Source organism: Polaribacter sp. M10 (genome assembly GCF_054968445.1).
In genome coordinates this window covers 52,568-77,373 of sequence record NZ_JBSSBG010000006.1, presented here as the reverse complement: position 1 = coordinate 77,373, position 24,806 = coordinate 52,568, and the positions used below count along the sequence as shown (strand labels likewise).

The following is a 24,806-nucleotide window of genomic DNA, read 5'->3' as shown; positions in this document are numbered from 1 at the left end:
ATTTACAAGGTTTTACTTATAAAAACAGTAAATTTTTGTGTTTTATTTTTGTCGATTTACAAAACCTACAATGCACAGAAAAATAATTATTACTGGCACAACTTGTACAGGAAAAACTACTTTGGGTAAAAAATTGTCTAAAGAATTTTTAATTCCGCAAATAGATTTAGACGACCTTCATTTTTTACCAAATTGGGTAGAAAAAGAAAATGATGTTTTTGTAAATGATGTAAATTTTGAGCTTGCTAAACATCAAGAATGGATTGTTACTGGCAGTTACCAAACGCTTTTAAAAGACTCAGTTTGGCAAGATGCCACGTTAATTGTTTGGTTAGATTATCCTTTACACTTAATTTTAAGACGTTACTTTATAAGAACTTACAAAAGAGTTTTTTTAAAAGAAAAATGTTGTGGCGAAAACTATGAAACATTAAGCAGAACCTTTTCTAAAGAAAGTTTATTTCTTTGGATTTTTAAAACCTATTGGCACAGAAAAAGAAGAATGCATCATTGGCAAACAACACTTTTTGCACATAAAAAATGGTTGATTTTAAAATCTCCAAAAGAAATACATCAGCTAAAAAATATTTTATCAAAAAAGTTAATTTTTACTCCACAGTAATTTTACTTGTGCCATAAATCGGTATTCCTGTTTTGGTAATTCCTTGAATTTCTATTGAATATTCACTTTTTAAATCCGAAGTAAAAAACTCTATATTTACCTTATTGTCTGTTGTAGTTTTAATCTGAGGTTCCCAGTGCAACGTAGTTCTAAGATCCGATTTTGTACTTTCTTCAATTCCGTTAATATGATCTGGAGCATAAAATTCTTTGGCAGTGTAAAAACCAATGGCATTAAAATCTATAATACCTGGTTTTCTTTTTACTTTAGAATTTAATCCATTTCCATTTCCTAGTTTAGAATAGATAGAAATTACTGAACCACTATTCGAAAAGAAAGCTGCATCAGCACCAATTAGTACATCTACAAAAGAAACATCATTTGCATCAATAGTTTGTAAATCGATGATGTCTATTGGCATTTCATCATACAAAAATAAGGGAGATCTATTAGGATCTCTGTTGATGGAAATAGAATCGCCAACCACATTTACACCTGGAATGCTATAAAAAATGTCGAAAGCATTGTTAGAAATTGAAATTTGATTTTCGATATCAAATCTTCTAAAAGAATTTCCGTAAGAAGTTCTGTCATTCATTTCTTCTCTTCGTAAATCTTTGTCCGTTTTTAAATTCGATTTTATAATAATTTCGTTTAAAACGTTCTCTTGATTTTTAAAAGCATTTTCAATTTCTTTAATATATTTTTGATATTTTAAAAAAGCTTCTAGATTGCTTTTGTTGTCATTTATTGTTGATGAATCTCTAACAATAGCCGGACTTTTTTCTTCTTTACCTTTTACAATAAGTACTTTTCTATCTGCATTTTTCTTAGAATTAAAATTGGTTAATCGTGCTTCTACCAAAACCGGAATTGAATCAAAAAAGACATAAGGGCCATAGCTAAAATCTCCTTTTTCATTAGAACGTTGTATAGGTTCTTGTGCTATTACTTTACTGTAAAAAGTAAGTCTTGTTGGTACAGATTTTGGTCTGTAAGGCGATTTCATACTAAAGGTTTTACCGCGAATAAAAAGTCCTTTTTCGGGTTCAAATTCATTTTCTTGAGATTTAAAAAGTAAATCTTGCCAAGTAAATCTACGCCAGCCATTTGTTTTCATAATTAAATCTAACAAATATTTTCTTTCATTATTATCGTCCTTTTCAAAGAAAAAATTTGGGTTTTTAATTTGTCCTTTTAAATCAGAATTTAAGAGCAACCAAGTCTTAATATTTTCGCCATCTGTGCTTTCATCAAAAGTATTTATATCTTTAACAGTTAAAGACAAAAAGCTTTCTACTTGATTCTTTTTAAAATCATTTACATCGATATTTAAACGCACTTTTTTTCTTGATGTATAATAATCTTTCGGTTTTTTAATATTAACATCAACAGTGCTTTTTTTGTTATTTACAAAAACGAGTCTTTCGCAAGTTGGCTGGTTGCTAGAATTAAAAAGTGTTATGTGTAAAACACCATTATCTAATTTGTGAATTGGTAGTTTTAAAACTTTATTATCTGTTTGTGTTTTTAACTGCTTGTTAAATAAAACATTACCTCTTTTGTGAATTACTAAAGTGCTATTTAACAATCCATTTATTTTGTTCGATTTTAGGTTGATGAGAATTTCATCAGTTTTAACAACCGCATTTAAAACATCTCCTGTAGGTAATGCTTTTGGCAAAGGATAAGTGTAATCTCTGCCTTTAAAATTAATTTTGGCAAAATAACTTTCATCCTTTTTAGGGGTTAGGTTAAACATCCCTAAACCGAATTTAGATGATGTAAAAGTTGTAATGAGATTATTTTCTTGATCTAAAATAGTAATGGGTGTATTTACATCATTAAAAATGGAATTTTTTAATTTTATAGTTACAAAATTGCTTAAATCATTTACTAAATAACCACCTTCTGGATAAAAATGAAGATCTGGTTCGTTATCTAGATTAGGTTCGTTTTCTGGGTTTTGTGTAAAAGGATTTTCTTTATCAGACCAAATGGTAATTTCTTTTTTAAAAAAAGAAAGCTCCCCACTATTTTTCATATAGTTGGTATAAGCTCTAATTAAATATTTGCCGGGTTTTACTTTTTTAGAAATGCTAAAATCGCCAGCAACAGAAATGTCTTCTACATAGAGTTTTTTATGATCTAAAATACTATCTCTTTCATTAATTAGTTCAATATGAACTACTTTGCTTTTGTCAGATTTTAAATGATTTGTAGCATCAACTAAATAAACAGCATACCAAATTTGGTCATCAATTTGATAATTGTTTTTGTCTGTATGTACATATATTTTTTCTTGCGGATTTATAGTTGCAAATTGGTTTAGTTTATCTTCTATCACTTTTGTGAAATTAGATTGCTGACCAAATGAAAAGAAATGCACAAAAAGGATGCAAAGTAAAATGGGCTTTTTCATAATAGTGAATTTTGATACCTAGTAAAAATAGCATCAAAAAAGAAATTTTTTAAAAAATATATAGCATAATAACAATTTATTCTATAGTTTAGAACAATGGTTATAGATTTAATTTCAGATACAGTAACTAAGCCAACATCAGAGATGTTAGCTGCAATGATGAATGCAAAAGTAGGTGATGATGTTTTTAAAATGGACCCTACAGTAAATGCTTTAGAACAAAAAGCTGCAAAAATGTTTGGTATGGAAGATGCACTTTTTTTTCCATCAGGAACAATGGCAAACCAAACAGCTATAAAATTGCATACTCAACCAGGAGATTTAATTATTGCTGATAAATATGCACATATTTATAATTATGAAAGTGGAGGAGTAGCATTTAATTCAGGAGTTACTTGTAAGTTAATAGATGGTAAAAGAGGTATGTTTACAGCAGATCAAATTGAAGAAATTGCTGCTGTAAAACCACAAATTTATTTACCTTTTACCAAAATGATTTGTGTAGAAAACACCACTAATAAAGGAGGTGGAGCTTGTTGGGATTTTTCTGAATTAGAAAAAATTAAGCAAGTGGCACAAAAAAATAACTTGGCTTATCACTTAGATGGTGCAAGATTGTTTAATGCTATGGTTGCCAAAAACGAAACCCCAAAACAATATGGAGCGCTTTTTGATACGATTTCTATTTGTTTGTCTAAAGGTTTAGGAGCGCCAATTGGTTCTTTATTATTAGGTTCTAAAAAAGATATTGCTTATGCTTTAAGATTACGAAAATTGTTAGGTGGAGGCATGAGGCAAGTTGGTTTTTTAGCTGCAGCAGGTATTTATGCTTTAGATAATAATGTAGAAAGGTTGGCAGAAGATCATAAAAAAGCTAAAGAAATTGCGGCTGTTTTACAAACCTGTAGTTACATTACTAAAATAGAACCTGTAGAAACTAATATTCTTATTTTTTATGTGGATGATAAAATAGGTGCAGATAATTTTATTGATAAAATGGCAGCAAAGAATATTTTGTTAACGCCAATGGGTGAAGGTAAAATAAGAATAGTTACGCATTTGGATTACACAGATAAAATGCACGAAATTTTATTAAAAGAATTGAAAGCTTTTTAAAAGTAAAAACGTACTACTGGTGAAATTGGTGATGCAAAAATACTTTTGTTTTCATCATACAAAACATCATAACGAATTCCTAAAGCAAATCTTCCTTGGTTATAAGCAACACCTAAATGTAAGGCTGGGAAATTTGTATTTACAGAATTGCCATTAAAAGTAGATTGGTTTGCAAAATAATAATCAAAATCTGTAGAAAACTGAACTCCAAAATTTGTTTGATACAAGCCAATAATACTTGTGCTATAAACATTTGTTGTAAAATCATTAATTTCACTGTATAGATAACCTAATCCTGTACCTAAAGCAAAACCGTTATCAAAATTATAGATTGCACTTGGCGAAATTCCAATAGTTGTTTGGTTACCAAAATTGGCAGTAAAACCACCTCCAAATTGCACATTGTCCCAAAAATCAGATTTTTGTTGTGCAGCAAAAGATATAGATAAACCTAAAAATAATAATAAGAATAACTTTTTCATAAAATTGTTTAATTTAACTCATCTAATCTAGCTAATTCTTTATAATTTTTGTTTAATTTTCGTAAAAGAATTCCATAAACTAATTTGTAAAATAACCAAAGAAGTACTAATATTATGATTAATGCAATTACTTGACTAACAACTGTTATGGTTATTATTTGACTCATGTCTATGGCCAAATGATCAGGATTCATTGTTAGCATTAATTTATCAGAATCAGAAAAAAGCACAACATTTAAAATTATACTGGTTAAAAACACTGTTGCTAAATTGTAAAAGACATAGTATTTAACTGTTTTTCGGATACGTAAAATATTTTTCATCAACTTTCTAGTGCTATCTGTTAAAGATACTCTTTGATGATTGTTGTAAAATAGACACAAAAATATCAGAATTACAATGTAGTGTAATACCATAAAAACCTTTAAAAATCCGGTTAAATTAAGGTCTTCGTAAATTTTATAAAAACTATCAGGAACCATGAAATTTATAACACCCCAGAATAAAAATTCTAAAATACCGATAATAAAAATCCATTTTACAATAGATGAAGATTTTGAATGAGCAAGTTTATAAATCTCTTTTGCAGAGTGTTTGTTTTGCTCTTCTGGCTGATTTTCCCAAGCCTTTTTATAATTATCTAATACATCCATAAATTATGGGTTTAGTATGTTTTTTAATTTTTCTTTAGCTCTGTTCATCTTAACTCTAGCATTTACAGAGGTAATTCCTAATGTTTCTGATATTTCTTTATAAGGTTTATCTTCTAAATACAAGAAAATAAGGGCTTTATCAATATCATTTAATTTATGTATGGCTTTGTATAAAGCTTTTAATTGTTGTTCTTCAGTATCATCATAATCTGTAGCTTTAATTTTATAAGCAAAATCAGAAATATCTTGTGTTTTTACGGTTCTTGTCGATTTTCTATATAAAGAAATTGCTGTGTTTAAAGCCACTCTATACATCCAAGTACTAAATTTAGCATCTCCTCTAAACTTCGGATAATTTTTCCAAAGTTGAATTGTTATTTCTTGAAACAAGTCATTATGAGCATCTCTATTTGTAGTGTAAATTCTACAAATTTTATGCGCAATATTTTGGTTTGTTTCAAAGTCCGATAAAAATTTATTTTCTAAATCTTTCTGCACTTGTAGTTAGTTGGTTTATTTATTAGTACCAAAATAGCATAAAATGTTACATATTTTTTTAATTAATTTCAATTTAAAATAAAATTCATAACTTTGTTGAATAAAAAGTAAATTAAATTGAACAATATAAAGCAAGATTTTACAATTAAAGACCTTGAAAACATTTCTGGGATAAAAGCACACACTATCAGAATATGGGAAAAACGTTACAATCTTTTAGCACCAAAAAGAACAAATACCAATATTCGTTATTATTCTCCAGAAAATTTAACAAAGCTTTTAAACATAGTTTTGTTAAACAACAATAATTTTAAAATCTCTAAGATTGCTGCAATGTCTGATGATGAGATTACCACAAAATCTAGAGAATTAGCGTTTAATATTGCCATTAATGACGAAGCTATCAATTCTTTAAAGGTTTCGATGTTTCAGTTTGATAAAATTCTTTTTAATAATACTTACAACAAGCTTTTACACAAAAAAACTTTTAGAGAAATCTTTAAAGATATTTTTATCCCGTTTTTAGATCATATTGGTTTATTGTGGCAAACAGAAACACTTTTACCAGCTCATGAGCATTTTATCTCTAATTTAATTGCTCAGAAAATTCAGACAAATACAGAAAAATTACAATATAGTATTAGCAATACCAATAAAACCTATGTTTTATTTCTTCCAGAAAACGAAATTCACGAGTTAGGGTTACTTTATTTAAACTACGAATTAGTACTCAGAGGACATCATACCATTTATTTAGGACAAAGTTTACCACTCAATAATTTGAATTATTTCTTAGAAAGTGATCGTGAAATTTGCTTTATTTCATCATTTACAATTCAACCTTATGATGATAAAATAGAAGGGTATTTTAATGAAATAGAGAAGGTTATGAAAAACACCAATAATCAATTTATTGCGGTTGGTAGAAAGGTAGAAAAAGTAAAACATTTAGATTTAATTGATAATATTAAATTGCACAATTCTATAGCAGATTTGTTAAAGGTCTTATAATTTTTACTTCTTTTATCATTATTGTTTAATAAATAACTATATTTGTTCAACAAATTGTTACAATGGATAAAAGTGTTCACATTATTGGTTCAGGTTTTTCAGCGCTAGCTGCATCCTGTTATTTGGCCAAACAAGGTTACAAAGTACAAGTCTTAGAAAAAAATGATACTTTAGGAGGCAGAGCAAGGCAGTATAAAAAAGACGGTTTTACCTTCGATTTAGGTCCTTCTTGGTACTGGATGCCAGATGTTTTTGAAAGTTTCTTTGCAGACTTTAATAAAAAACCATCAGACTATTACACCTTAGATAAATTGAGTCCGGGTTACGAAGTTTATTTTGGTAAAAACGACTCCATAACCATTTCAGATCGTTTAGAAGAAATTTACGAATTATTCGAAAAAGAAGAAAAAGGGAGCAGCAAACACTTAAAAAGTTTTTTAGCTTCAGCAAAATCAAATTACGAAACAGCTATAAAAGATTTGGTGTATAAACCAGGTGTATCTCCTTTAGAGTTGGTAAATTCTACAACAATTGCCAGAGTAAGTCAATTTTTTTCTACCATAAAACAACAAGTCAGAAAAAATATTAAAAATCAAAAATTAATTCAAATTTTAGAATTCCCAGTGTTATTTTTAGGAGCAAAACCTAGCAATACACCAGCATTTTATAATTTTATGAATTATGCCGATTTTGGTTTAGGAACTTGGCATCCAAGAGGAGGAATGTTTAAAGTGATAGAAGCTATGGTAACTTTGGCCAAAAGTTTGGGCGTAGATTTTACAGTAAATGCGAATGTAGAAAAGATTTTGGTTGATGATAGCAAAAACGTAAAAGGTTTAATTGTAAATGGAGAACAAATTGATACAAAATTAGTTTTAAGTGGAGCAGATTATCATCACACAGAAACCTTATTAGATAGTAATTTAAAGCAATACTCAGAATCTTATTGGTCTAAAAAAACATTTGCACCTTCTTCTTTGTTATTTTATGTGGGTTTTGATAAGAAAATAAAAAACGTAAGTCATCATACATTATTTTTCGATTCTGATTTTGATGCGCATGCTGTAGAAATTTATGATGATCCTAAATGGCCTACAAATCCATTATTTTATGCTAACTTTACTTCTATAACAGACAAAACATCTGCTCCAGAAGGTAAAGAAGCTGGCTTCTTTTTAATACCTATAGCACCAGGAATAGAGGATACAGAAGCATTAAGAGAAGAATATTTTAATAAAATTATAGATAGATTTGAGACATTAACAGCGCAAAATATTAAAGATAGTGTACTTTTTAAAAGGTCTTTTTGTGTAAAAGATTTCGAAAAAGAATACAACTCTTACAAAGGAAATGCATACGGAATGGCAAATACTTTATTACAAACTGCATTTTTAAGACCAAAAATTAAAAGTAGTAAGGTAAATAATTTGTATTTTACAGGACAGTTAACAGTACCTGGCCCTGGAGTTCCACCTGCATTAATATCAGGAAAAATAGCATCAGATTTAATCATTAAAAATCACAAGTAAAATGAAAGAATTATTCGACAACGTTTCTAACAAATGCAGCAAAATTGTTACTAAAAGTTACAGTACTTCATTTTCTTTGGCTGTTAATATGTTATCACCAAAAATTAGAGTAGATATTTATAATATTTATGGTTTTGTTCGCTTTGCGGATGAAATTGTAGATACTTTTCATAACTACAATAAAGAAGAGTTAATGGCACATTTTGAGCGTGATTATTATATTGCAAAAGCACAAGGAATTAGTTTAAATCCTATTTTAAATTCATTTCAACAAACTGTAGAACGCTATAATATTCCTGATGAAATGGTTCAAGCTTTCTTAAAAAGTATGAAAGCAGATTTACACAAAACCCAATATCAAACCAAAGCAGAATATGATGAATATATTTATGGATCTGCGGATGTTGTTGGTTTAATGTGCTTAAAAGTTTTTGTTGATGGAAATGAAACATTGTACGAAGAATTAAAAGATGCTGCCATGCGTTTGGGATCAGCGTTTCAAAAAGTAAATTTTTTACGCGATTTAAAAGACGATTATGAAGTTTTAAATCGTTCTTATTTTCCAAATGTAGATTTGGGGCAATTAAATGCAGTGTCTAAGCAAATTATAATCGATGAAATTGAAGAAGATTTCGAATATGCGTATTCAAACGGAATTTTAAAATTACCAGTAGAAGCCAAATTCGGAGTGTATATGGCTTATAGATATTACAGAAGGTTGTTAAAAAAGTTAAAAGCTGTACCTTCAGAAAAAATTATGGACACAAGAATCCGTATTTCAGATCCAATGAAAATAAATTTATTGGCTAGAAGTTATGTAAAATATAAATTGAATATTATTTAAAATGTATTTCTTAATCACTTTAGGAGTTTTTTTATTAATGGAAGGTGTAACTTGGTGTACACATAAATATGTGATGCACGGTTTTGGATGGTTTCTACACGAAGATCATCATGAACCTGGTTATCCTCACGTATTCGAAAAAAACGACGCTTTTTTTATTGTATTTGCAATTCCGAGTATGGCATTATTTTATTTTGGTACGTATACAACTCATACGTATTTATTTTTTATTGGCTTAGGAATTTTGTTTTACGGAATTGCCTATTTTTTAGTACATGATGTTTTAATACATCAACGTTTTAAATGGTTTAAAAGAACCAATAATAGATATTTAAAAGGGTTAAGAAAGGCGCATAAAATACATCATAAAAATATGGGTAAAGAAGATAGTGAATGCTTTGGAATGCTGTTTGTGCCCTTTAAATACTTTAAAAAACCCAAACATTAGTGTTCTTATACCTGCTTTTAAATCTCGGGTCTTTTAGCATACCTTTTGCATATTCTTTCGAAAAAAATATGCGATTTATAAAACATTGGAAAGCAGTTTTTTCTTCCTTAACTATAGTAGCTTCCATTTTTTTAATTTGGGATGCTATTTTTACAGCAAATGGTGTTTGGGGATTTAATCCAGATTATCATCTTAATTTTTTACTTTTTGGAATGCCAATAGAAGAGTGGCTTTTCTTTTTTTGCATTCCTTATGCAAGTATTTTTATTCATTATTCTTTAGCGTATTTTAAACCCAATTTACTGGTGTCAGAAAAAATGACAAGGTGGATTACCCTTTTTTTTATGATAATTCTCTTGCCAGTAATTGTTATGAATTCAAATAAGGCATACACTTTTGTAAACTATACATTTTTAGAATTTGTTTTGTTGATGGGTTTTTTCTTCGGATTAAAATATTTACAAAGATTCTATATTGCTTTTTTAATCATTTTGGTGCCTTTTTTTATTGTAAACGGAATTCTTACAGGCACAGGTTTAGAAGAACCAGTAGTTTGGTATAATAATGCAGAAAACTTAGGAATTCGTTTGTTAACCATACCTATAGAAGATATTGGTTATGCCTTTTCCATGATTTTTGGCAATATTTTGTTGATAGAATGGTTTAAGAAAAAATCATAAAATAGAATTCTACTTCAAGTTGAACTTGTTCAACAATTAAATCCATAGAATTTTTAATTTTTGTAATTCAAACGATTAAATTGAATTATGAAAGCACTTAAACACTTTAGAATTACAATTTTTACTGTAATTTTAATCTCGATTTCAAGCACAGGTTTTGCTCAAATTACAAATGATATTACTCACGAAGAAGCTCTAAAAATACTTTTAGCAGCCAAAAAACATGCAGAAGATTCAAAAGTTTTGGTAAATATTGCTGTTGTTGATGCTGGAGCTAATCTAAAAGCATTTATTCGTTTAGACGAATCTTTTTTAGGGAGCATAGATGTTGCCATTAAAAAAGCAAAAACGGCAAGATATTTTGATATTGATACAGGAAAACTGGGTGAATTAACCCAACCTGGAGGAATTATTTATAATATAGAACATTCTAATGGAGGATTAATTACCTTTCCTGGAGGAATACCGATTAAAAATAAAGAAGGTAAAATTATTGGTGCCATTGGTGTAAGTGGTGGTACTATAGAACAAGATAGAGAAATAGCAACTGTTGGTGCAGCAGCAATTACAGAATAAAAAAAAACAGGAAAATGAATTATATAAAAAAATATCTTTTAATACTTGTATTGTTTTTAACACAAGTTTTGTCAGCGCAAAATGCCGATAATTTAATGTTGTACAGACAAGATTTTAAAAATACAGCAGGTAAAAATACAGTATCAGTTACCAGTTATGTTAAAAATGGAGCTCATTATATTTATGCAGGAGGAATAGGAGATATAGATGTTTTTCAATTAGACAACAAAGGATTACTAACACCTGTTAGCACTCATGAATTGCATATGGAAAAAGGACCTGCAAGAGGCATGGTTGCAGACAATATTAACGGAACCGATTTTCTTTTTGTAGCTAACAAATATGGTAATGTTATAGAAACCTTTAAAATTTTAGAAAATGGAAGTTTAGAAAGAGTGGCTTTGGTAGAAGATACAGATAAAACTCATTTAGGAACTGCAATTACCTTACAAGTAATCCACATGAAAAAAGCCTCTTATTTATTTATTGGAGGTTTAGAAGAAAATCCGGGTTTAAGTAGCTTTAAAATTAATAATGATGGTAAGTTAACACATGTAATGTCTAAAAAAGACAATGACAAAATTCACACAGATGGAATTATTGGCATGTACACACATACTATAAATGGCAAAACATTTTTATACACTGGCGGTTTTCAAGATAATGGTGTAAGTAGTTTTAGAATCTACGAAAATGGTAAGTTTAAAAACATCAATAATATTAGTGATAATGATACAGATCGTTATTTAACAGGTACATATCCAGTAACTGGTGTAACTTTAGGAAACAATAAATATGTAATTGTTGGGCACAGACATCATAAATATTACAAAAGAAAAGGTTTTATCAAAAAAACAGATTTTGTTTACCATGGAGATGCAGTTAGTATTTTTAAGGTGGATAAAAAAGGAGCTTTAGTTCCGCATTTTGTTCTAAAGGATGATGAAAATACCAAGTTAATTGGTCAAACAAGAATCGAAATTGTATCCGTAGAAAATAATGAAGCAGTTTTGGCTGTGGGTACTAGAAACGATGCAAGTATTCAATTACTTAAATTAACAGAAGAAGGTATTTTAAGTCCGATAAATTATTTAGAAACCGGTTTTGATATTTATTACGGATTAAGAGCGCATCAAATTAATAACGAAAACTTCTTAATTGCTGGTGCTTTTAATTGGGGGTTACAAAAAATTGCTACTTATAAAGTTGATGCTAAAATCAATAGAAAAGGAAAGATTTTAAGACATATGGTCAATTTAGCCTATAAAGAAGACGCAACAAAAAAACAAGTTGATGATGCTGTACAAGCTTTTGTAAATCTTAAAAACAAAATCCCAGAAATTATGGATTTAGAATGGGGTTTAAATGATAGTACAGAAGGCCATACAAAAGGATTAACCCATTGTTTTACCTTAACATTTAAAGATGAAAACGCAAGAGAAGTTTATCTTTTTCATAAAGCGCATCAAAATATGGTAAAAAAAATAGGCCCGATTATAAAAGATGTTTTAGTTTTGGATTACTGGACAAATCAAAATAAATAAAAATTTTATGAATACTATTAAAAATAAAAAAGCAATTATAACTGGTGGTAGTAAAGGTTTAGGAAAAGCAACAGCCATTGCTTTTGCAAAAGAAGGTATAGATGTTGCCATTACTGGTAGAACCGAAAGTACTTTAAAAGAAACAGTTGCTGAGTTAGAAACCTATGGTGTAAAAGCTACTTATGCTGCGTTTGATGTTGGTAATTATGATGCTGTTAAAACGAACATTAAAACCATTATAGAAACTTTAGGAGGTGTAGATATTTTAGTAAACAATGCAGGTATTGCAGCTATAGGTTCTTTTATGGAAATGGAAGTAGCACTTTGGAGCAAAATAATACAAACCAATGTTATGGGGATGTATTATGTAACTAAAGAAGTTTTACCGCATTTAATTGATAATAACGAAGGCGATATTATTAATGTATCTTCAACAGCTGGTTTAAATGGTAATGCAAACATTTCTGCATATAGTGCTTCTAAATTTGCAGTTATTGGTTTGTCAGAATCATTAATGAAAGAAGTTCGTAAACACAATATTAGAGTAAATACTTTAACACCAAGTACTATAGAATCTGATTTAACAATCGATTTAGGGATGTTAGAAAAAGGTTCTGATCATGTATTACAACCTCAAGATTTTGCTGAATTAATTTTAGCAGGATTAAAATTACCAAGAAGAGCTATGCTAAAAGGCGCTTCTTTATGGACCACAAATCCATAGTATTTAATTTGATGTTACAAACTCTGTAACCAATCATACAATCTATCTGGCCATGTTGCTAATCTACCTTTGTTAATTGCAAAAGAATAGCCATGGCCACCTTTAGGATAAATGTGCATTTCAGCTTCAATTCCTGTTTTATGCAAAGCTTTATAGAATTCCAAACTATTGGCAACAGGTACTGCTCTGTCATCTGCAGAATGTACTAAAAAAGTTGGTGGAGTATCTTTGGTAACCTGCAATTCATTTGAGTACTTATTTTTAAGTTGATCACTAGCATTTTTACCCAATAAATTATTTTGAGATCCTTTATGTGTTAAGCTGTCTTGCATAGAAATAACAGGATAAATCAACATCATAAAATTGGGTTTAGCAGAAATGGTATCTAAAGCTTGTTCTTTAAAATTATTCGGTTTATCAAATTGAGTTCCTAAACTGGCTGCTAAATGTCCACCAGCAGAAAAACCCATAATACCTATTTTATCAGGATGTATTCCCCATTTTTTAGCGTTATTTCTTACCAATCTTAGGGCTCTTTGTGCATCTTGTAAAGGAGCTTCATGAGGCACAATTAAAGATTTAGAAGTAGGCAATCTCGATTTTAAAACAAAAGCTGTAATACCTTTGCTATTCAACCATTTGGCAATATCTGTACCTTCCCAATCGTAAGATAAAATTCTATAACCACCACCAGGACAAATTATTACTGCTTTGTCTGATGTGTTTTTGTGTGATGGTAAAAAAACTTCTAAAGTAGGTTGTTTAACTAAAGCAATTCTTTTAATTCCGTCTATAGTAGTTTTTTCTTCTTCTTTTGTGGGTTGACTGTTGGGAATTGTATCCCAAAGATTTATAATTTTAGATTGCGAAAAACCATTATTCATCATTAAAAATATAAAAAGAAATACAAATAATTTTCTCATAAAATAGGAGGTAAGTTTTTGGAAATTTACTGCTATTTTTATTTTTCCGCAAACATTTGATAGCTAAAGTAATTTAAAGAATTTCTTTTTTACAGGTATATTTTTACCATTTTTCGCCAATATCTTGCTTTATGAGCTTCATCATCCCATTCGAATAACTCATGAGAAATTCCTTTTTCATTTAAAATATTAGATAAGGTGTAATTACTTTCTAAAAAAGAATCGTCTTTACCAATAATTAAAAGAATATCCATTTTATCTAATTGTGCTATTAAATTAGCATCGTTTAGGTTTTTTAAATATTGATTGGGCATATTAAAGTATACAAAATCGTTATGAAAACCACTTAACAAATCTCTAAAATATCCTTTAGATTCAGTTAAATCGTAACGACCACTCATTCCTAAAACTTTACAAAACAAATGCGGATGACGCATGGCAACATTAACAGCATGATAAGCACCTAAACTACAACCTGCAGAAATAATATTAGGATTGTTGTTAATAAGGTTGGCAAGTGGCAATACTTCTTCTAACACATATTTTTCGTATTGTATGTGTCTGTAAATTCGGTATCCAGGATGAGAAAAACTATTGTAAAAAGATTCTAAATCTACACTATCTACACAGAAAATTTGTAGATCTCCATTGTTAATTTTATCTTCTAAAGATTGAATAACTCTCCAGTTTTCATAATCGTAAAAACGGCCCATTCTAGGTGGAAAAAATAGTACTTTGGCACCAGAATCACCAAAAACTAGCAATTCCATTTCTTTTTCTAGATTAGGACTGTACCACTTATGATATTCTCTCTTCATAAAGAATTTTTTGTGGTAAAGATAGTTCCTTAACTATATTTTTTCAAGAATTTTCTCTGGAAATATTTCTGAATTAGAATTTAAAGTATTTACAATCAATTCGTAACCTAACTCGTTAAAATGTAAACCATCAGATTCAAAATAAATAGCATCTGGGTTTCCATTTTGGTCTAAGAATTTGTCATAAATATCTATAAAAAATAAATGATCATCTTTTGCGGTTAAGTTTTTAATAATTGTATTTGTATAACGAATGCTGCTTAACAAATGAAAACGAGCAATACTAGGCTTTATAGAAATTACTGAACATTTAATATTGCCATATTTATTTCTAATTTTTGCAATTAAATTTTCTAAAAATAAATAAACTTCTTCAGGGTGTCTTCCATCACCTAAATCATTATCACCAGCATAAATTACAATAGAATCTATATCTTCTAAATTTTTAAATACTTTATCAAAATACCAAGTACAGGCCGCTAAAGTAGAGCCGCCAAACCCTAAATTTATAGCATTGTGATCTTTAAATATGGTTGTTAAATTATTCCATAACGTAAATGTAGAGCTGCCATAAAACACCATTTTTGGGGTGTATTCTAAGCTATTTATTTCATTTTCCAAACGCGCTACATCATCATGATACCAAAACATCGACCTTAAATTTTTAAAAATTAGTTTGCAAATATAAAATTTTAAAATTAAAACAAGATTTATCGCACTTAATGGAATGTAAATTAACTTTTTACCCAGTTTTTTACATTTAATTCAATAAAACTGATTTTGGCTAAAATCAATTTAACAAAGTAATTTCATACTTAAAAATGTAAAGTTTTATACTTTTGACGTCTATTAAATAATACAATAATTCAATCACATAAAATTAAAGTTATAATTAATGAAATTTATTAGAAACCTATTTTTTACAGCATTGGTGTTTACACTAACCAATTGCGATAATCTTTTTGAATACAGTGTGTATTCTGCAGATGTAAAATCTGAACAGAAAAATACAACTGCTAAAAATTTGGCATTATTAGAAGACATTATCATTACTGAACAAGATTTTAAATTCGCTTTTGTTACTGATGTGCATTATTCCTACAATAATTTAAGAACGGTTATAGAAGACATTAATAAAAGAGATGATGTTTTATTTGTTGTTTTTGGCGGCGATATTGCAGATCAGGCTTTGTTAAAAGAATTTGAAATTTTTTATGATATTATGCAAAATCTTAATAAACCTTATTTTACTGTAATTGGTAACCATGATTATAACTCAGAAGGGAGCCTTATTTATAGTAGAATGTTTGGCGATTTTAATTACTCTTTTGTATTTAATAACAACAAGTTTGTGTTATTTGATGATATTATTTGGGAAAGTAATAAAGATCCAGATTTCGATTGGTTAGCCAATGAATTAAGCGATCATGCAAATTACAATCAAATATTTGCATTTGCACACATACCCACTTATGTAAGTAGAGATTTAACAGAAGAAATGAGAACAACTTACGAATCTATTATGGGAAATAGTAATGTTTCTCTTTCATTACATGGCCATACACACAGTTATTTTTATAAAGAAGATGTTGTAGATTATTTAATTGTGCCTTCATTAAAAGATCCTGTTTATGCAACAGTTCAGGTTACAGATAAAGATTTTAATGTAGAACTTATAGAATTATAAATCAGGATGAAAAATAAAAACGTTTATATATTAGTATTGTTTTTGCTCATTTTTTCAAAAACATTTGGTCAAGATACCAATTCAGATAAAAAAGATGCTTGGTATGTGCCAGATTACGTAAAAGTTCAGTTTGCAGGTAATATTGGTTTTGTGTCATTAGGTGCAGGTTATCAGATATTTAATAAGGTTTTGTATTCAGAATTATTGTATGGTTATGTACCAGAAGCTGTTTCTAAAACAGATCGAATTCATTTAATTACAATTAAAAATACGTTTCCTATTTATAGAAAAAAAATTGGAGAAGATTTAACCATAACTCCTATTGCCGGACTTACAACATCTTATCAAATAGGTACAAATAGTTTTACAACGCTTCCAGAAATTTATCCAGAAGGTTATTATGTCCCTAATGCATTCCATTTTACACTTTTTGCTGGCGGATTAATTCACAAAGATTTTAAGAAAAAAAGTATTTTTAGTGGAGTAGATTTTTATGCAGAAGTGGGCACAGTAGAAACTTATTTATGGTACACAATTACCTCTAAAGAAGTTGGTTTAAACGATACGTTTAGTGCCAGTTTTGGTTTCAACTTTTATTTTTAAGGTTGATAAAATCCTGAGATTTAACATATAATAATCCTAGTTTACGTTTTGTATACTAGGATTTTTTTTGTTGATGAATTTTATAATCAATTAGGAATTCTTAAATTTAAAGTTCAGATAAAAAATCAACTAAATTATTACAAAATGAAAGTAACCTTAATCAGTATTCCTGTTAGAGATCAAGAAAAAGCATTTCAATTCTACACCAAAAAACTAGGCTTTTTAGTAAAGAAGGATGAACCTTTAGGTGGTGGTAACAGATGGCTAACTTTAGTTTCTAAAGATTGGCAAGATGGACCAGAATTGTTGTTAGAGCCAGCTCCAAATCATTTTGAACCTTGCAAAATATATCAAGATGCATTGTTAAAAGCAGGTTATCCTTACACACAATTTGATGTTGATAATGTAGATGCTGAATATGAAAGATTGTTACAATTAGATGTAGCATTTAGTGTAAAACCTACATTAGCAGGCAATGTAAAATATGCAATTTTTAACGATACTTGTGGTAATAATATTCAATTAGTAGAAACTTTATAATTGCTTAGCATCTTGGTTCGTTTTTTTCAGTTCAAAATTTCTGTAACCTATAGAATTTATCAATCTAAATTTCAGGAATTCTTTGGTAAGCTTTTCTGTATTTTGATGGAGACATGCCCATATGCTTTTGAAACTGACGATAAAAAAATGTCAAATTATTATACCCTACTTTATAGGCAATTTCAGATATAGATAAATCTTCATTAATTAACATTTTACAAACCATACTAACTTTGTATTCATTTAAAAAAGAAAAGAAAGAAGTGTTAAACGTTTTTTTAAAGAATCTAGAAAAGGTATCATTACTCATATTCATTTGATTAGAAATAGCATCAAGCGTAATTTTTTGCAGATGATGTTCTTTTAAATAATTATAAACAACATTAATGCGTTCACTTTCTTTTGATGATAAACTATCAGTAAAACTAGGTCCTGCTAATAAATCAAATTCAACAGTTAAGGCTAGTTTTTGTAAGATTTGCAAAAAAAGGATGAGCCTTTCAAAAGAATGAACTTCTATCATTTTTAACATCATTTTCTTGACTTCTAAAGAAAATGAATCATGAAATTTAATACCTCTTTGCGATCTTTTTAAAAGGTCTTTAATGTGTTTTAATTCTTCTTTATTCAACCAACTATTTAGTAGACTCTCATCCCACTGAATTACAATACATTTTACATTTTCGGTTTGTTCACCAATCGTTTTCCAGCAATGAGGCAAATTGGCACCAACCATTACCAAATCATCATTTTCAAAACTTCCCATATGGTTTCCTACATAACGTACACCAGTACTACTCAGAATATAAGTTAGTTCGTATTCTTTATGAAAATGCCATGCAGCAGGAAATTCTTTATGTTCAAAAAGTTTTACTTTAAAAGAACTTCCAGGTGATGTTCTAATATCATGATATTTTGCTTTCATTTAAATTGATGTTGATGTCAAAATTATATCTTTTTGTGCTATTATTTTTGATAAAAATATAAATAATCCCAAAATAGTGTATAAAAATAGTGTTATTGTGTAAATCTAGCAATGCTATAATCTATAAATTTGTCAGTGTAGAACTTTACCAACCAAAACAAAAGTTAAAAATTATGTCTAAAGACATCAAAATTAGAGACGCAAAAATTTACAAAGCCATAGCACCTTTAAAAAAGCCCATTTCAGATGCAACACATACCATCACTGAAATTTCTTTTTTGGTATTAAGAATTCAATTAGAAAATGGGGTTATTGGTGAATCGTATTTATTATCATTTCAATATTCAACAAATGCAATTATTGGTGCTTTAAAAGATGCTATGCCTCATATAATTGGTCATAAAACCAATGAAATGGGTATTGTATATAATAAATTAGATGATTTAGGAGAGTATTTTGGCAATCAAGGAATCAATAGATGGGCGCAAGCAGCTGTTAATATTGCCATGTGGGATGCTTGGGGAAAAACCTTACAACAGCCAATTCACCAAATTTTAGGGGTAACAAAAGAACAAGTTTCTATTTATGGAAGTGGAGGTTGGATTTCTTACACCATTGATGAATTGATTGAAGAAGTTACAGGTTATGCAGATCGTGGATTTAAAGCTGTAAAAATAAAAGTAGGTTCACCAAAAGTAAGTACAGATGTAGAACGTTTACGTTTAGTTCGTGAAGCTGTGGGTGATAAAGTTGATATTATGATGGATGCTAATCAAGGTATGGATTTACCATCTGCAATGAAACTTTCTAGAGCTGCAAAAGAACTAAATATCAATTGGTTCGAAGAGCCTGTAAATCACCAAAACTTTCAAGCTTTTGAAATTTTAAAAAACCAAGCAGGAATTTCATTAGCAATGGGAGAACGTGAATTCGATACGTTACCACTGAAAGAATTGGCAACAAGAAATGCTTTAGACATTTGGCAACCCGATATTTTAAGAATTGGTGGAGTAGAAAAATGGAGAGAAAGTGCTGCTTTAGCAGATAGTTTTAATCTACCTGTTTTACCTCATTATTACAAAGATTATGATGTACCTTTATTATGTACCATTCCTAATGGTGTTGGTGCAGAATCTTTTGATTGGGTAGATCCTTTAATCGATAATCCAATGGTTATAAAAAACGGATTTGCAAAACCTCATAATTTACCAGGTTGGGGTTTTAATTTTATTGATGATACATTAACAGAAATCAAATTTTAATGAGTTTAGAAGTTTTTTCATTACAAGGTAAACGTGCCTTGGTTACTGGAGGAGGAACAGGAATTGGTTTAGGAATTTCTAAAGCAATAATAGAAGCTGGTGCCAAAGTGATTATTACTGGTAGAAGAGAAGCTGTTTTACAAGAAGCTGTTGCTACACTTGGAGAAAATGCATCCTATAGAGTAAACGATATTACTATAAGAACAAGCATTCCTACTTTGGTTGAATCCATAGAAAACGAAGAAGGTGCTATTGATATTTTAGTTAATAATGCAGGCATTCATCATAAAGCTTGGGCTCAAGATACCAGTGATGATGATTTTGAAAGAATCATACAAACCAACTTAATCAGTGTATTTTCTTTAACTAGAGAGTGCGCAAAATACATGCTAAAACGTAAAAAAGGGAGCATTATTATGATAGGTTCAATGGCTGGTTTATTTGGGATTGATAGAGTAATCGCCTACAGTGCATCTAAAACAGCCTTAACAGGATTGGTAAATAGTTTAACCACAGAATACGCAAAAGACAACGTTCGTGTAAATGCAATTGCACCTGGTTGGATTACCTCTAACATGTTTTTAAATGCTGTAAATAAAGACCAAGCTCGTAAAAAACAAATTACAAATCGAATTGCTATGGATCATTTTGGAACTACAGAAGATATTGGAAACGCAGCCGTATTTTTAAGTTCAGAAGCTGCAAAATATATTACTGGGGTTATTTTACCTGTAGATGGTGGAGCAACCGTAAATTTTTAAAACACTTTTCGATTATTAAAGCAACAAACTGATAAAAAATGAAACCAACTTATATAAAAGGAGACTACACTAAAAGCCCTGCATTTAACAACGGAACTAGATTAGTTTACGGAACTTCTGGTTTAGGTGGAGTTTGGGGTAAAGTAGACCAAACAGATTCCATTGATGCGCTATTGTATGCGTTCGAAAACGGGATTTCTGCTTTAGATACAGCTCCTTCTTACGCAAATGCCGAATATTATGTGGGTTTAGCCTTAAGAGAATGGACAGGAACTAAACCTTTTGTAAGCACAAAAATTGGAAGATTAAAAGGAAAAGATGCTTTTGAAACAAAACTAGATTATACTACTGATGGTATGAAGCGAAGCTTAGACAATAGTCTAAAAACGCTAGGTTTAACTACTATTGATTTACTTTTTTTACACGAACCACAACTTGTTCCTTTAAATAAAATTGAAGAAGTAATTACCACTTTAAAAGATTTTAAATCTCAAGGAATAATAAAATCAATTGGAGTTGGAGGAAATCCTTCAGAAGCATTTAAGCCATTTATCACCAAAGAAAATTTTGATGTAGTTTCTGGTTTTTTACATATGGATGCTTGCAATTTATCAGCTTTTAATGGAGAAATTCAATCGTATCAAAAAGAAGGAATTGCCTATTATGCAGCATCTGCATTGCATTTTTCTTTACTAGGAAATCGTTTTGAAAAATATAATATTGATGGAGTGGATGGTGAATGGATTACACAACTAGATTTAGAAAATGCCATTCGTGTAAAGGCGGTTGCAGACAAATATAAAATGCCTTTACCCACTTTAGCACAACGTTATTTGTTTTCAATTGCAGAAGCAGATAGAGTGGTTATGGGCGCTAGAACTCCAGCTCAAATTAAAGCAACTATTGATGATTGGAATGCAGGTAAACTATCAGAAGAGTTATTTAACGAAGTTACAGCTTGTATTTTAACAGATTAAATACGTCTAAGGCTAAACCTTTCAGGTTTTTAAAACCAAAAGGTTTGATAAAAAAAAGAAAACAAAACGATTTTACTAGCGTAAAAAAGGATTTTATAAAATGAAAGTAATTAGACTTAAACAACCAAGAGTTTGGGAACGTTTAACCATTGATAAACCTAGTGAAGTTTTATCATCAGGAAATGCACTTTTAAAAGTGAATAAAATTGGTGTTTGCGGAACAGATTTACATGCTTTTAAAGGGCAACAACCGTTTTTTAGTTACCCAAAAATTTTAGGACACGAATTGGCTGTAGAAGTTATGGCAGTTGCAGATGATGTTACTAATGTGGCCGTTGGCGATAAATGTTCTGTAGAACCTTATTACAATGATATTATTGGGCAAGCCGTTCGAAGAGGTAAAACCAATTGTGGTGAAAATTTACAGGTTTTAGGTGTGCATGTAGATGGTGGAATGCAAGAGTATTTTGTATATCCTGCAAAATTTTTACACACTACCAATTCTTTATCTGATGATCAATTGGCTATGATAGAACCTTTGGCAATTGGCTGTCATGCTGTGGATAGAGCAGATATTAAAGAGGATGATATTGTTCTGGTAATTGGAGTTGGTCCTATTGGTTTAGGCACTATTCAGTTTGCGCAATTAAGTGGTGCACGAGTTATTGCTATGGATATTGACAATGATAAATTAGAGAAATGCAAAGAAATTACCAAAATAAAAGATACAATTAATGCCTTAGGTGATGTAGAAGTTGAGTTAACAAAATTATTAAATGGCGATTTACCAACTGTTATTTTAGATGCAACAGGTAACTCAAAATCTATGATGAATACCTTTAAATATGCAGCTGCAGGAGGCACCATTGTTTTTATAGGTCTTTTTATGGGTGATGTTGTTTTTCACGATCCATCGTTTCATAAAAAAGAATTAACATTAAAAGCGAGTAGAGCTGCTATGAGTTCCGATTTTGGAAGAATCATCAGATTAATTGAAGCTGGCAGAATAGATGCAACATCATTTATTACACATCGCATTAATTTTGATGATGTACCCTCAGAATTTGAAAAATTATACGAAAAGAAAGATTTAATAAAAGCCATTATAGAGTTTTAATCAACCAAAAAAAACAAGATTTAATGTCATCAAAAACAACAAATAATTCAAAATATTTAGTACCATTAATTATTGTCATGGCATTGATGTTCTTTTGGAATTTAGCCAGAAACATCAACGATGTTTTAATTCCTCATCTTAAAAGAGCTTGTCAATTAACCGATTTTCAATCGTCTTTAGTACAGTCAGCCTTTTTCGGAGCTTACTTTATTGTGGCCTTACCTGCAGGTTGGTATATTCAAAAAAAAGGATATAAAATGGGAATGATTACAGGTTTATTAATTGCAGCTATTGGTGCATTTTTATTTTTTCCAGCAGCAGAAACACGTGTATATTCTTTTTTCTTGTTAGCCTTATTTATAATGGCAGCAGGGTTTGCAATTTTAGAAGTTACTGCCTCTCCTTATATCACAAAATTAGGAAATCCAGAAGGCGCTTCAAGTCGTTTAAGTATGGCTGCAGCCATTGGCTCTGTAGGCGCAACCATTGCTCCAGCTTTAGCTGCCATGTTATTTTTACACGAAGTAGATGTGCCACAGTCTACTATAGATGCCTTTGGTGCTACTGAATTAGAAACCTTTTTAAATGGAGAGGCAGATTTGGTAAAACCTCCTTACATTATTTTAGGAATCATATTGGTTGTTATAGCATTAATAGTTGTGTTTACAAAATTACCAGTTATTGCAGATGAACAAAAAGGAGACAAAAAAAAGCTAATTGATATTTTAAAATTCAAACACACACTGTATGGAGTAGGAGCAGAATTCTTCTATGTTGGGGCAGAAGTAGGTATTGTAAGTTTTATAATTCGTTATGCAAAATGGTTTAATCTTCCAGAACTTACAGAGCAAAAATCAGCACAATACATCACTGCTTTTATGGCTTTGGTTTTGGTGGGTAGGTTGTTAGGTGTATATATTCTTAAAAAGTTTAAACCACAGCATGTGTTAGCATTTTGCAGTATTAGTGCATTTGCCTTGGTTACTTTAGCTATTGTTACTAATGGATATTTCTCGTTAACCTGCTTATCCATAGTTGGATTCTTTACCTCGATTATTTACCCAATTATTTTCAGTTTAAGCATGCAAGATTTACAAGAATATACCAAAACAGGATCTTCGGTTTTCTTATTAGGGATTGTTGGTGGAGCAATTGTACCGCCTTTAATGGGCTATATTTCAGATACAATAGGAATTAAATATTCTTTTATCATTCCATTAATTTGTTATGTATACTTACTATTTTTTGCTGTAAAAGGCTCTAAAGTAAACATAAAGGCATAGTTAAAATGAGTGGCAATCAATTTAGACGATTTACGTTTTACAGTTCTTTTGATGATGAAAAATTTTCAGAACTTTTTACTTCGGATGTTTTGCTTCAGTTAAAATCTATTGATAAAATTCAAGAATTTAATGTTTATCAAAAAGATAAGGATTATTTTTTTGTAATTGATGTTGATGAAACTCTCGATAGTAAAAAAGTATTTGATTTGTTGGCTAAAACTGATGTGTTTAAAAATATCAAAAGTGATTTTCCAAATTCTGAAGAAGCGTTAGAACGAATTTATAAACTAGATCAAAAAGCAATTTATAAATCCACAGAAGGACAATTAAAAACGGCTATTGCACCATACAAACGTTTTGTTTGGACCTTACTTTTAGAACCTAATTTGATTGATGAATACAAAAGAATACACAGTATAGGAATGGCATGGCCAGAAATTACAGCTAACATGAAATCTGTTGGAGTAAAGGATATGGAAATTTACATTCATAAAGAACAAGTAATGTTAATTATGGACACTATACCAGATTTTGATTTAGATAAAGTTGGTCCAAAATGGCAAAAATTACCACGTGAAGAAGAGTGGCAAAAATACGTAGCAAAATTTCAAAAAACCGATCCTGAAAGTTCCATTCAAGAAAAATGGCAGGATATGAAACAGATTTCATAGAAAACAACTACCTACAAGGTTTTAAAAACTTTGTAGGTATATAGTAAATAAAATAATGGATTATAAACCTACCAGGTCTCAAAGACCTAT

The 24,806-nt window shown here is 29.7% G+C and carries 27 protein-coding genes; 19 read left to right on the top strand and 8 right to left on the bottom strand.

All coding sequences use genetic code 11. The features are described from left to right. Window positions 1-70: 70 nt before the first annotated feature. Window positions 71-622 (top strand): AAA family ATPase, encoded by a 552-nt coding sequence (locus ACWYN7_RS07975; RefSeq protein ID WP_462859400.1) that lies wholly within the window; start codon window positions 71-73, stop codon window positions 620-622. Here the strand turns inward: ACWYN7_RS07975 and ACWYN7_RS07970 are convergent. Further along, entirely contained in the window at window positions 609-3,044 is a 2,436-nt protein-coding gene (locus tag ACWYN7_RS07970) for a hypothetical protein (RefSeq protein ID WP_462859399.1), read from the bottom strand. The genes ACWYN7_RS07975 and ACWYN7_RS07970 overlap by 14 nt on opposite strands. A gap of 96 nt (window positions 3,045-3,140) precedes the next feature. On the opposite strand from ACWYN7_RS07970, the gene ACWYN7_RS07965 reads away from it, so the two are divergent. Further along, window positions 3,141-4,160 carry a threonine aldolase family protein gene (locus tag ACWYN7_RS07965; RefSeq protein WP_462859397.1) on the top strand — a complete coding sequence of 340 codons (1,020 nt, stop codon included), beginning with the start codon at window positions 3,141-3,143 and terminating at the stop codon, window positions 4,158-4,160. Here ACWYN7_RS07965 and ACWYN7_RS07960 read toward each other — a convergent pair. Genes ACWYN7_RS07960 through ACWYN7_RS07950 form a run of 3 tightly spaced genes read right to left on the bottom strand, consistent with a single transcriptional unit; the run spans window position 4,157 to window position 5,793 of the window. Then, complete coding sequence (locus tag ACWYN7_RS07960) at window positions 4,157-4,642, bottom strand: hypothetical protein (protein WP_462859396.1); 486 nt, start codon at window positions 4,640-4,642, stop codon at window positions 4,157-4,159. The genes ACWYN7_RS07965 and ACWYN7_RS07960 overlap by 4 nt on opposite strands. Before the next feature lie 8 nt (window positions 4,643-4,650). Continuing rightward, a complete protein-coding gene (locus ACWYN7_RS07955) occupies window positions 4,651-5,295 on the bottom strand; it encodes a hypothetical protein (protein ID WP_462859395.1) in 645 nt (214 codons plus the stop codon). Between the two features lie 3 nt (window positions 5,296-5,298). Further along, window positions 5,299-5,793, bottom strand: a complete 495-nt coding sequence (locus tag ACWYN7_RS07950) for an RNA polymerase sigma factor (protein WP_462859394.1) — start codon at window positions 5,791-5,793, stop codon at window positions 5,299-5,301. Window positions 5,794-5,910: 117 nt separating this feature from the next. Between ACWYN7_RS07950 and ACWYN7_RS07945 the strand changes: the two genes are divergently transcribed. The 8 genes from ACWYN7_RS07945 (at window position 5,911) to ACWYN7_RS07910 (ending at window position 13,149) form a co-directional block, all read left to right on the top strand. Beyond that, window positions 5,911-6,804: a MerR family transcriptional regulator gene (locus ACWYN7_RS07945; RefSeq protein WP_462859393.1), complete on the top strand. Its 894-nt coding sequence runs from the start codon at window positions 5,911-5,913 to the stop codon at window positions 6,802-6,804. A gap of 62 nt (window positions 6,805-6,866) precedes the next feature. Beyond that, a complete protein-coding gene (locus ACWYN7_RS07940; protein ID WP_462859392.1) occupies window positions 6,867-8,333 on the top strand; it encodes a phytoene desaturase family protein in 1,467 nt (488 codons plus the stop codon). A gap of 1 nt (window position 8,334) precedes the next feature. Beyond that, complete coding sequence (locus ACWYN7_RS07935; protein ID WP_462859391.1) at window positions 8,335-9,177, top strand: phytoene/squalene synthase family protein; 843 nt, start codon at window positions 8,335-8,337, stop codon at window positions 9,175-9,177. A gap of 1 nt (window position 9,178) precedes the next feature. Beyond that, window positions 9,179-9,625 (top strand): sterol desaturase family protein, encoded by a 447-nt coding sequence (locus ACWYN7_RS07930; RefSeq protein WP_462859390.1) that lies wholly within the window; start codon window positions 9,179-9,181, stop codon window positions 9,623-9,625. Continuing rightward, on the top strand, window positions 9,625-10,305 hold the full coding sequence (locus ACWYN7_RS07925) for a lycopene cyclase domain-containing protein (RefSeq protein WP_462859389.1): 681 nt from the start codon (window positions 9,625-9,627) through the stop codon (window positions 10,303-10,305). Before ACWYN7_RS07930 ends, ACWYN7_RS07925 begins: the two co-directional genes overlap by 1 nt. Before the next feature lie 87 nt (window positions 10,306-10,392). Then, window positions 10,393-10,881: a GlcG/HbpS family heme-binding protein gene (locus ACWYN7_RS07920; RefSeq protein WP_462859388.1), complete on the top strand. Its 489-nt coding sequence runs from the start codon at window positions 10,393-10,395 to the stop codon at window positions 10,879-10,881. Between the two features lie 14 nt (window positions 10,882-10,895). Then, window positions 10,896-12,425: a Dabb family protein gene (locus tag ACWYN7_RS07915; protein WP_462859387.1), complete on the top strand. Its 1,530-nt coding sequence runs from the start codon at window positions 10,896-10,898 to the stop codon at window positions 12,423-12,425. A 7-nt stretch (window positions 12,426-12,432) separates the two neighbouring features. Continuing rightward, the gene (locus tag ACWYN7_RS07910) at window positions 12,433-13,149 is read left to right on the top strand and encodes a 3-ketoacyl-ACP reductase (RefSeq protein ID WP_462859386.1); all 717 of its coding nucleotides are present in this window, start codon (window positions 12,433-12,435) and stop codon (window positions 13,147-13,149) included. Between the two features lie 14 nt (window positions 13,150-13,163). Here the strand turns inward: ACWYN7_RS07910 and ACWYN7_RS07905 are convergent, their stop codons facing one another. From ACWYN7_RS07905 to ACWYN7_RS07895, 3 genes are all read right to left on the bottom strand, one after another. Then, on the bottom strand, window positions 13,164-14,072 hold the full coding sequence (locus tag ACWYN7_RS07905) for an alpha/beta hydrolase (protein ID WP_462859385.1): 909 nt from the start codon (window positions 14,070-14,072) through the stop codon (window positions 13,164-13,166). Between the two features lie 89 nt (window positions 14,073-14,161). Continuing rightward, a complete protein-coding gene (locus tag ACWYN7_RS07900) occupies window positions 14,162-14,890 on the bottom strand; it encodes an esterase family protein (RefSeq protein WP_462859384.1) in 729 nt (242 codons plus the stop codon). A gap of 33 nt (window positions 14,891-14,923) precedes the next feature. Next, window positions 14,924-15,541 carry a GDSL-type esterase/lipase family protein gene (locus ACWYN7_RS07895; RefSeq protein ID WP_462859383.1) on the bottom strand — a complete coding sequence of 206 codons (618 nt, stop codon included), beginning with the start codon at window positions 15,539-15,541 and terminating at the stop codon, window positions 14,924-14,926. A gap of 244 nt (window positions 15,542-15,785) precedes the next feature. Between ACWYN7_RS07895 and ACWYN7_RS07890 the strand changes: the two genes are divergently transcribed. From ACWYN7_RS07890 to ACWYN7_RS07880, 3 genes are all read left to right on the top strand, one after another. Further along, entirely contained in the window at window positions 15,786-16,577 is a 792-nt protein-coding gene (locus ACWYN7_RS07890; RefSeq protein WP_462859382.1) for a metallophosphoesterase family protein, read from the top strand. Window positions 16,578-16,583: 6 nt separating this feature from the next. Next, entirely contained in the window at window positions 16,584-17,180 is a 597-nt protein-coding gene (locus ACWYN7_RS07885) for a hypothetical protein (RefSeq protein WP_462859381.1), read from the top strand. Window positions 17,181-17,324: 144 nt separating this feature from the next. Beyond that, complete coding sequence (locus tag ACWYN7_RS07880) at window positions 17,325-17,720, top strand: VOC family protein (protein WP_462859380.1); 396 nt, start codon at window positions 17,325-17,327, stop codon at window positions 17,718-17,720. 64 nt (window positions 17,721-17,784) lie between these two features. Here the strand turns inward: ACWYN7_RS07880 and ACWYN7_RS07875 are convergent, their stop codons facing one another. Next, window positions 17,785-18,645 carry an AraC family transcriptional regulator gene (locus tag ACWYN7_RS07875; protein WP_462859379.1) on the bottom strand — a complete coding sequence of 287 codons (861 nt, stop codon included), beginning with the start codon at window positions 18,643-18,645 and terminating at the stop codon, window positions 17,785-17,787. Between the two features lie 173 nt (window positions 18,646-18,818). Between ACWYN7_RS07875 and ACWYN7_RS07870 the strand changes: the two genes are divergently transcribed. From ACWYN7_RS07870 to ACWYN7_RS07845, 6 genes are all read left to right on the top strand, one after another. Beyond that, complete coding sequence (locus ACWYN7_RS07870) at window positions 18,819-19,907, top strand: mandelate racemase/muconate lactonizing enzyme family protein (RefSeq protein WP_462859378.1); 1,089 nt, start codon at window positions 18,819-18,821, stop codon at window positions 19,905-19,907. After that, on the top strand, window positions 19,907-20,668 hold the full coding sequence (locus tag ACWYN7_RS07865) for an SDR family NAD(P)-dependent oxidoreductase (protein WP_462859377.1): 762 nt from the start codon (window positions 19,907-19,909) through the stop codon (window positions 20,666-20,668). The genes ACWYN7_RS07870 and ACWYN7_RS07865 overlap by 1 nt, the downstream gene beginning before the upstream one ends. 38 nt (window positions 20,669-20,706) lie before the next feature. Next, on the top strand, window positions 20,707-21,645 hold the full coding sequence (locus ACWYN7_RS07860; protein ID WP_462859376.1) for an aldo/keto reductase: 939 nt from the start codon (window positions 20,707-20,709) through the stop codon (window positions 21,643-21,645). A 100-nt stretch (window positions 21,646-21,745) separates the two neighbouring features. Then, entirely contained in the window at window positions 21,746-22,762 is a 1,017-nt protein-coding gene (locus ACWYN7_RS07855) for a zinc-binding alcohol dehydrogenase family protein (RefSeq protein WP_462859375.1), read from the top strand. 23 nt (window positions 22,763-22,785) lie between these two features. After that, window positions 22,786-24,045, top strand: coding sequence for an L-fucose:H+ symporter permease (gene fucP / locus ACWYN7_RS07850; RefSeq protein ID WP_462859374.1), 1,260 nt, complete (start codon window positions 22,786-22,788; stop codon window positions 24,043-24,045). A 5-nt stretch (window positions 24,046-24,050) separates the two neighbouring features. Further along, window positions 24,051-24,716, top strand: coding sequence for an L-rhamnose mutarotase (locus tag ACWYN7_RS07845; protein ID WP_462859373.1), 666 nt, complete (start codon window positions 24,051-24,053; stop codon window positions 24,714-24,716). The last annotated feature ends 90 nt before the right edge of the window (window positions 24,717-24,806 follow it).

Bases quoted from the DNA above. Each gene is read 5' to 3' on its own strand.
- ACWYN7_RS07975 (WP_462859400.1), top strand. From the start codon at position 71: ATGCACAGAAAAATAATTATTACTGGCACAACTTGTACAGGAAAAACT.
- ACWYN7_RS07970 (WP_462859399.1), bottom strand. From the start codon at position 3,044: ATGAAAAAGCCCATTTTACTTTGCATCCTTTTTGTGCATTTCTTTTCA.
- ACWYN7_RS07965 (WP_462859397.1), top strand. From the start codon at position 3,141: ATGGTTATAGATTTAATTTCAGATACAGTAACTAAGCCAACATCAGAG.
- ACWYN7_RS07960 (WP_462859396.1), bottom strand. From the start codon at position 4,642: ATGAAAAAGTTATTCTTATTATTATTTTTAGGTTTATCTATATCTTTT.
- ACWYN7_RS07955 (WP_462859395.1), bottom strand. From the start codon at position 5,295: ATGGATGTATTAGATAATTATAAAAAGGCTTGGGAAAATCAGCCAGAA.
- ACWYN7_RS07940 (WP_462859392.1), top strand. From the start codon at position 6,867: ATGGATAAAAGTGTTCACATTATTGGTTCAGGTTTTTCAGCGCTAGCT.
- ACWYN7_RS07935 (WP_462859391.1), top strand. From the start codon at position 8,335: ATGAAAGAATTATTCGACAACGTTTCTAACAAATGCAGCAAAATTGTT.
- ACWYN7_RS07930 (WP_462859390.1), top strand. From the start codon at position 9,179: ATGTATTTCTTAATCACTTTAGGAGTTTTTTTATTAATGGAAGGTGTA.
- ACWYN7_RS07920 (WP_462859388.1), top strand. From the start codon at position 10,393: ATGAAAGCACTTAAACACTTTAGAATTACAATTTTTACTGTAATTTTA.
- ACWYN7_RS07915 (WP_462859387.1), top strand. From the start codon at position 10,896: ATGAATTATATAAAAAAATATCTTTTAATACTTGTATTGTTTTTAACA.
- ACWYN7_RS07910 (WP_462859386.1), top strand. From the start codon at position 12,433: ATGAATACTATTAAAAATAAAAAAGCAATTATAACTGGTGGTAGTAAA.
- ACWYN7_RS07905 (WP_462859385.1), bottom strand. From the start codon at position 14,072: ATGAGAAAATTATTTGTATTTCTTTTTATATTTTTAATGATGAATAAT.
- ACWYN7_RS07900 (WP_462859384.1), bottom strand. From the start codon at position 14,890: ATGAAGAGAGAATATCATAAGTGGTACAGTCCTAATCTAGAAAAAGAA.
- ACWYN7_RS07895 (WP_462859383.1), bottom strand. From the start codon at position 15,541: ATGTTTTGGTATCATGATGATGTAGCGCGTTTGGAAAATGAAATAAAT.
- ACWYN7_RS07890 (WP_462859382.1), top strand. From the start codon at position 15,786: ATGAAATTTATTAGAAACCTATTTTTTACAGCATTGGTGTTTACACTA.
- ACWYN7_RS07885 (WP_462859381.1), top strand. From the start codon at position 16,584: ATGAAAAATAAAAACGTTTATATATTAGTATTGTTTTTGCTCATTTTT.
- ACWYN7_RS07880 (WP_462859380.1), top strand. From the start codon at position 17,325: ATGAAAGTAACCTTAATCAGTATTCCTGTTAGAGATCAAGAAAAAGCA.
- ACWYN7_RS07875 (WP_462859379.1), bottom strand. From the start codon at position 18,645: ATGAAAGCAAAATATCATGATATTAGAACATCACCTGGAAGTTCTTTT.
- ACWYN7_RS07870 (WP_462859378.1), top strand. From the start codon at position 18,819: ATGTCTAAAGACATCAAAATTAGAGACGCAAAAATTTACAAAGCCATA.
- ACWYN7_RS07865 (WP_462859377.1), top strand. From the start codon at position 19,907: ATGAGTTTAGAAGTTTTTTCATTACAAGGTAAACGTGCCTTGGTTACT.
- ACWYN7_RS07860 (WP_462859376.1), top strand. From the start codon at position 20,707: ATGAAACCAACTTATATAAAAGGAGACTACACTAAAAGCCCTGCATTT.
- ACWYN7_RS07855 (WP_462859375.1), top strand. From the start codon at position 21,746: ATGAAAGTAATTAGACTTAAACAACCAAGAGTTTGGGAACGTTTAACC.
- fucP (WP_462859374.1), top strand. From the start codon at position 22,786: ATGTCATCAAAAACAACAAATAATTCAAAATATTTAGTACCATTAATT.
- ACWYN7_RS07845 (WP_462859373.1), top strand. From the start codon at position 24,051: ATGAGTGGCAATCAATTTAGACGATTTACGTTTTACAGTTCTTTTGAT.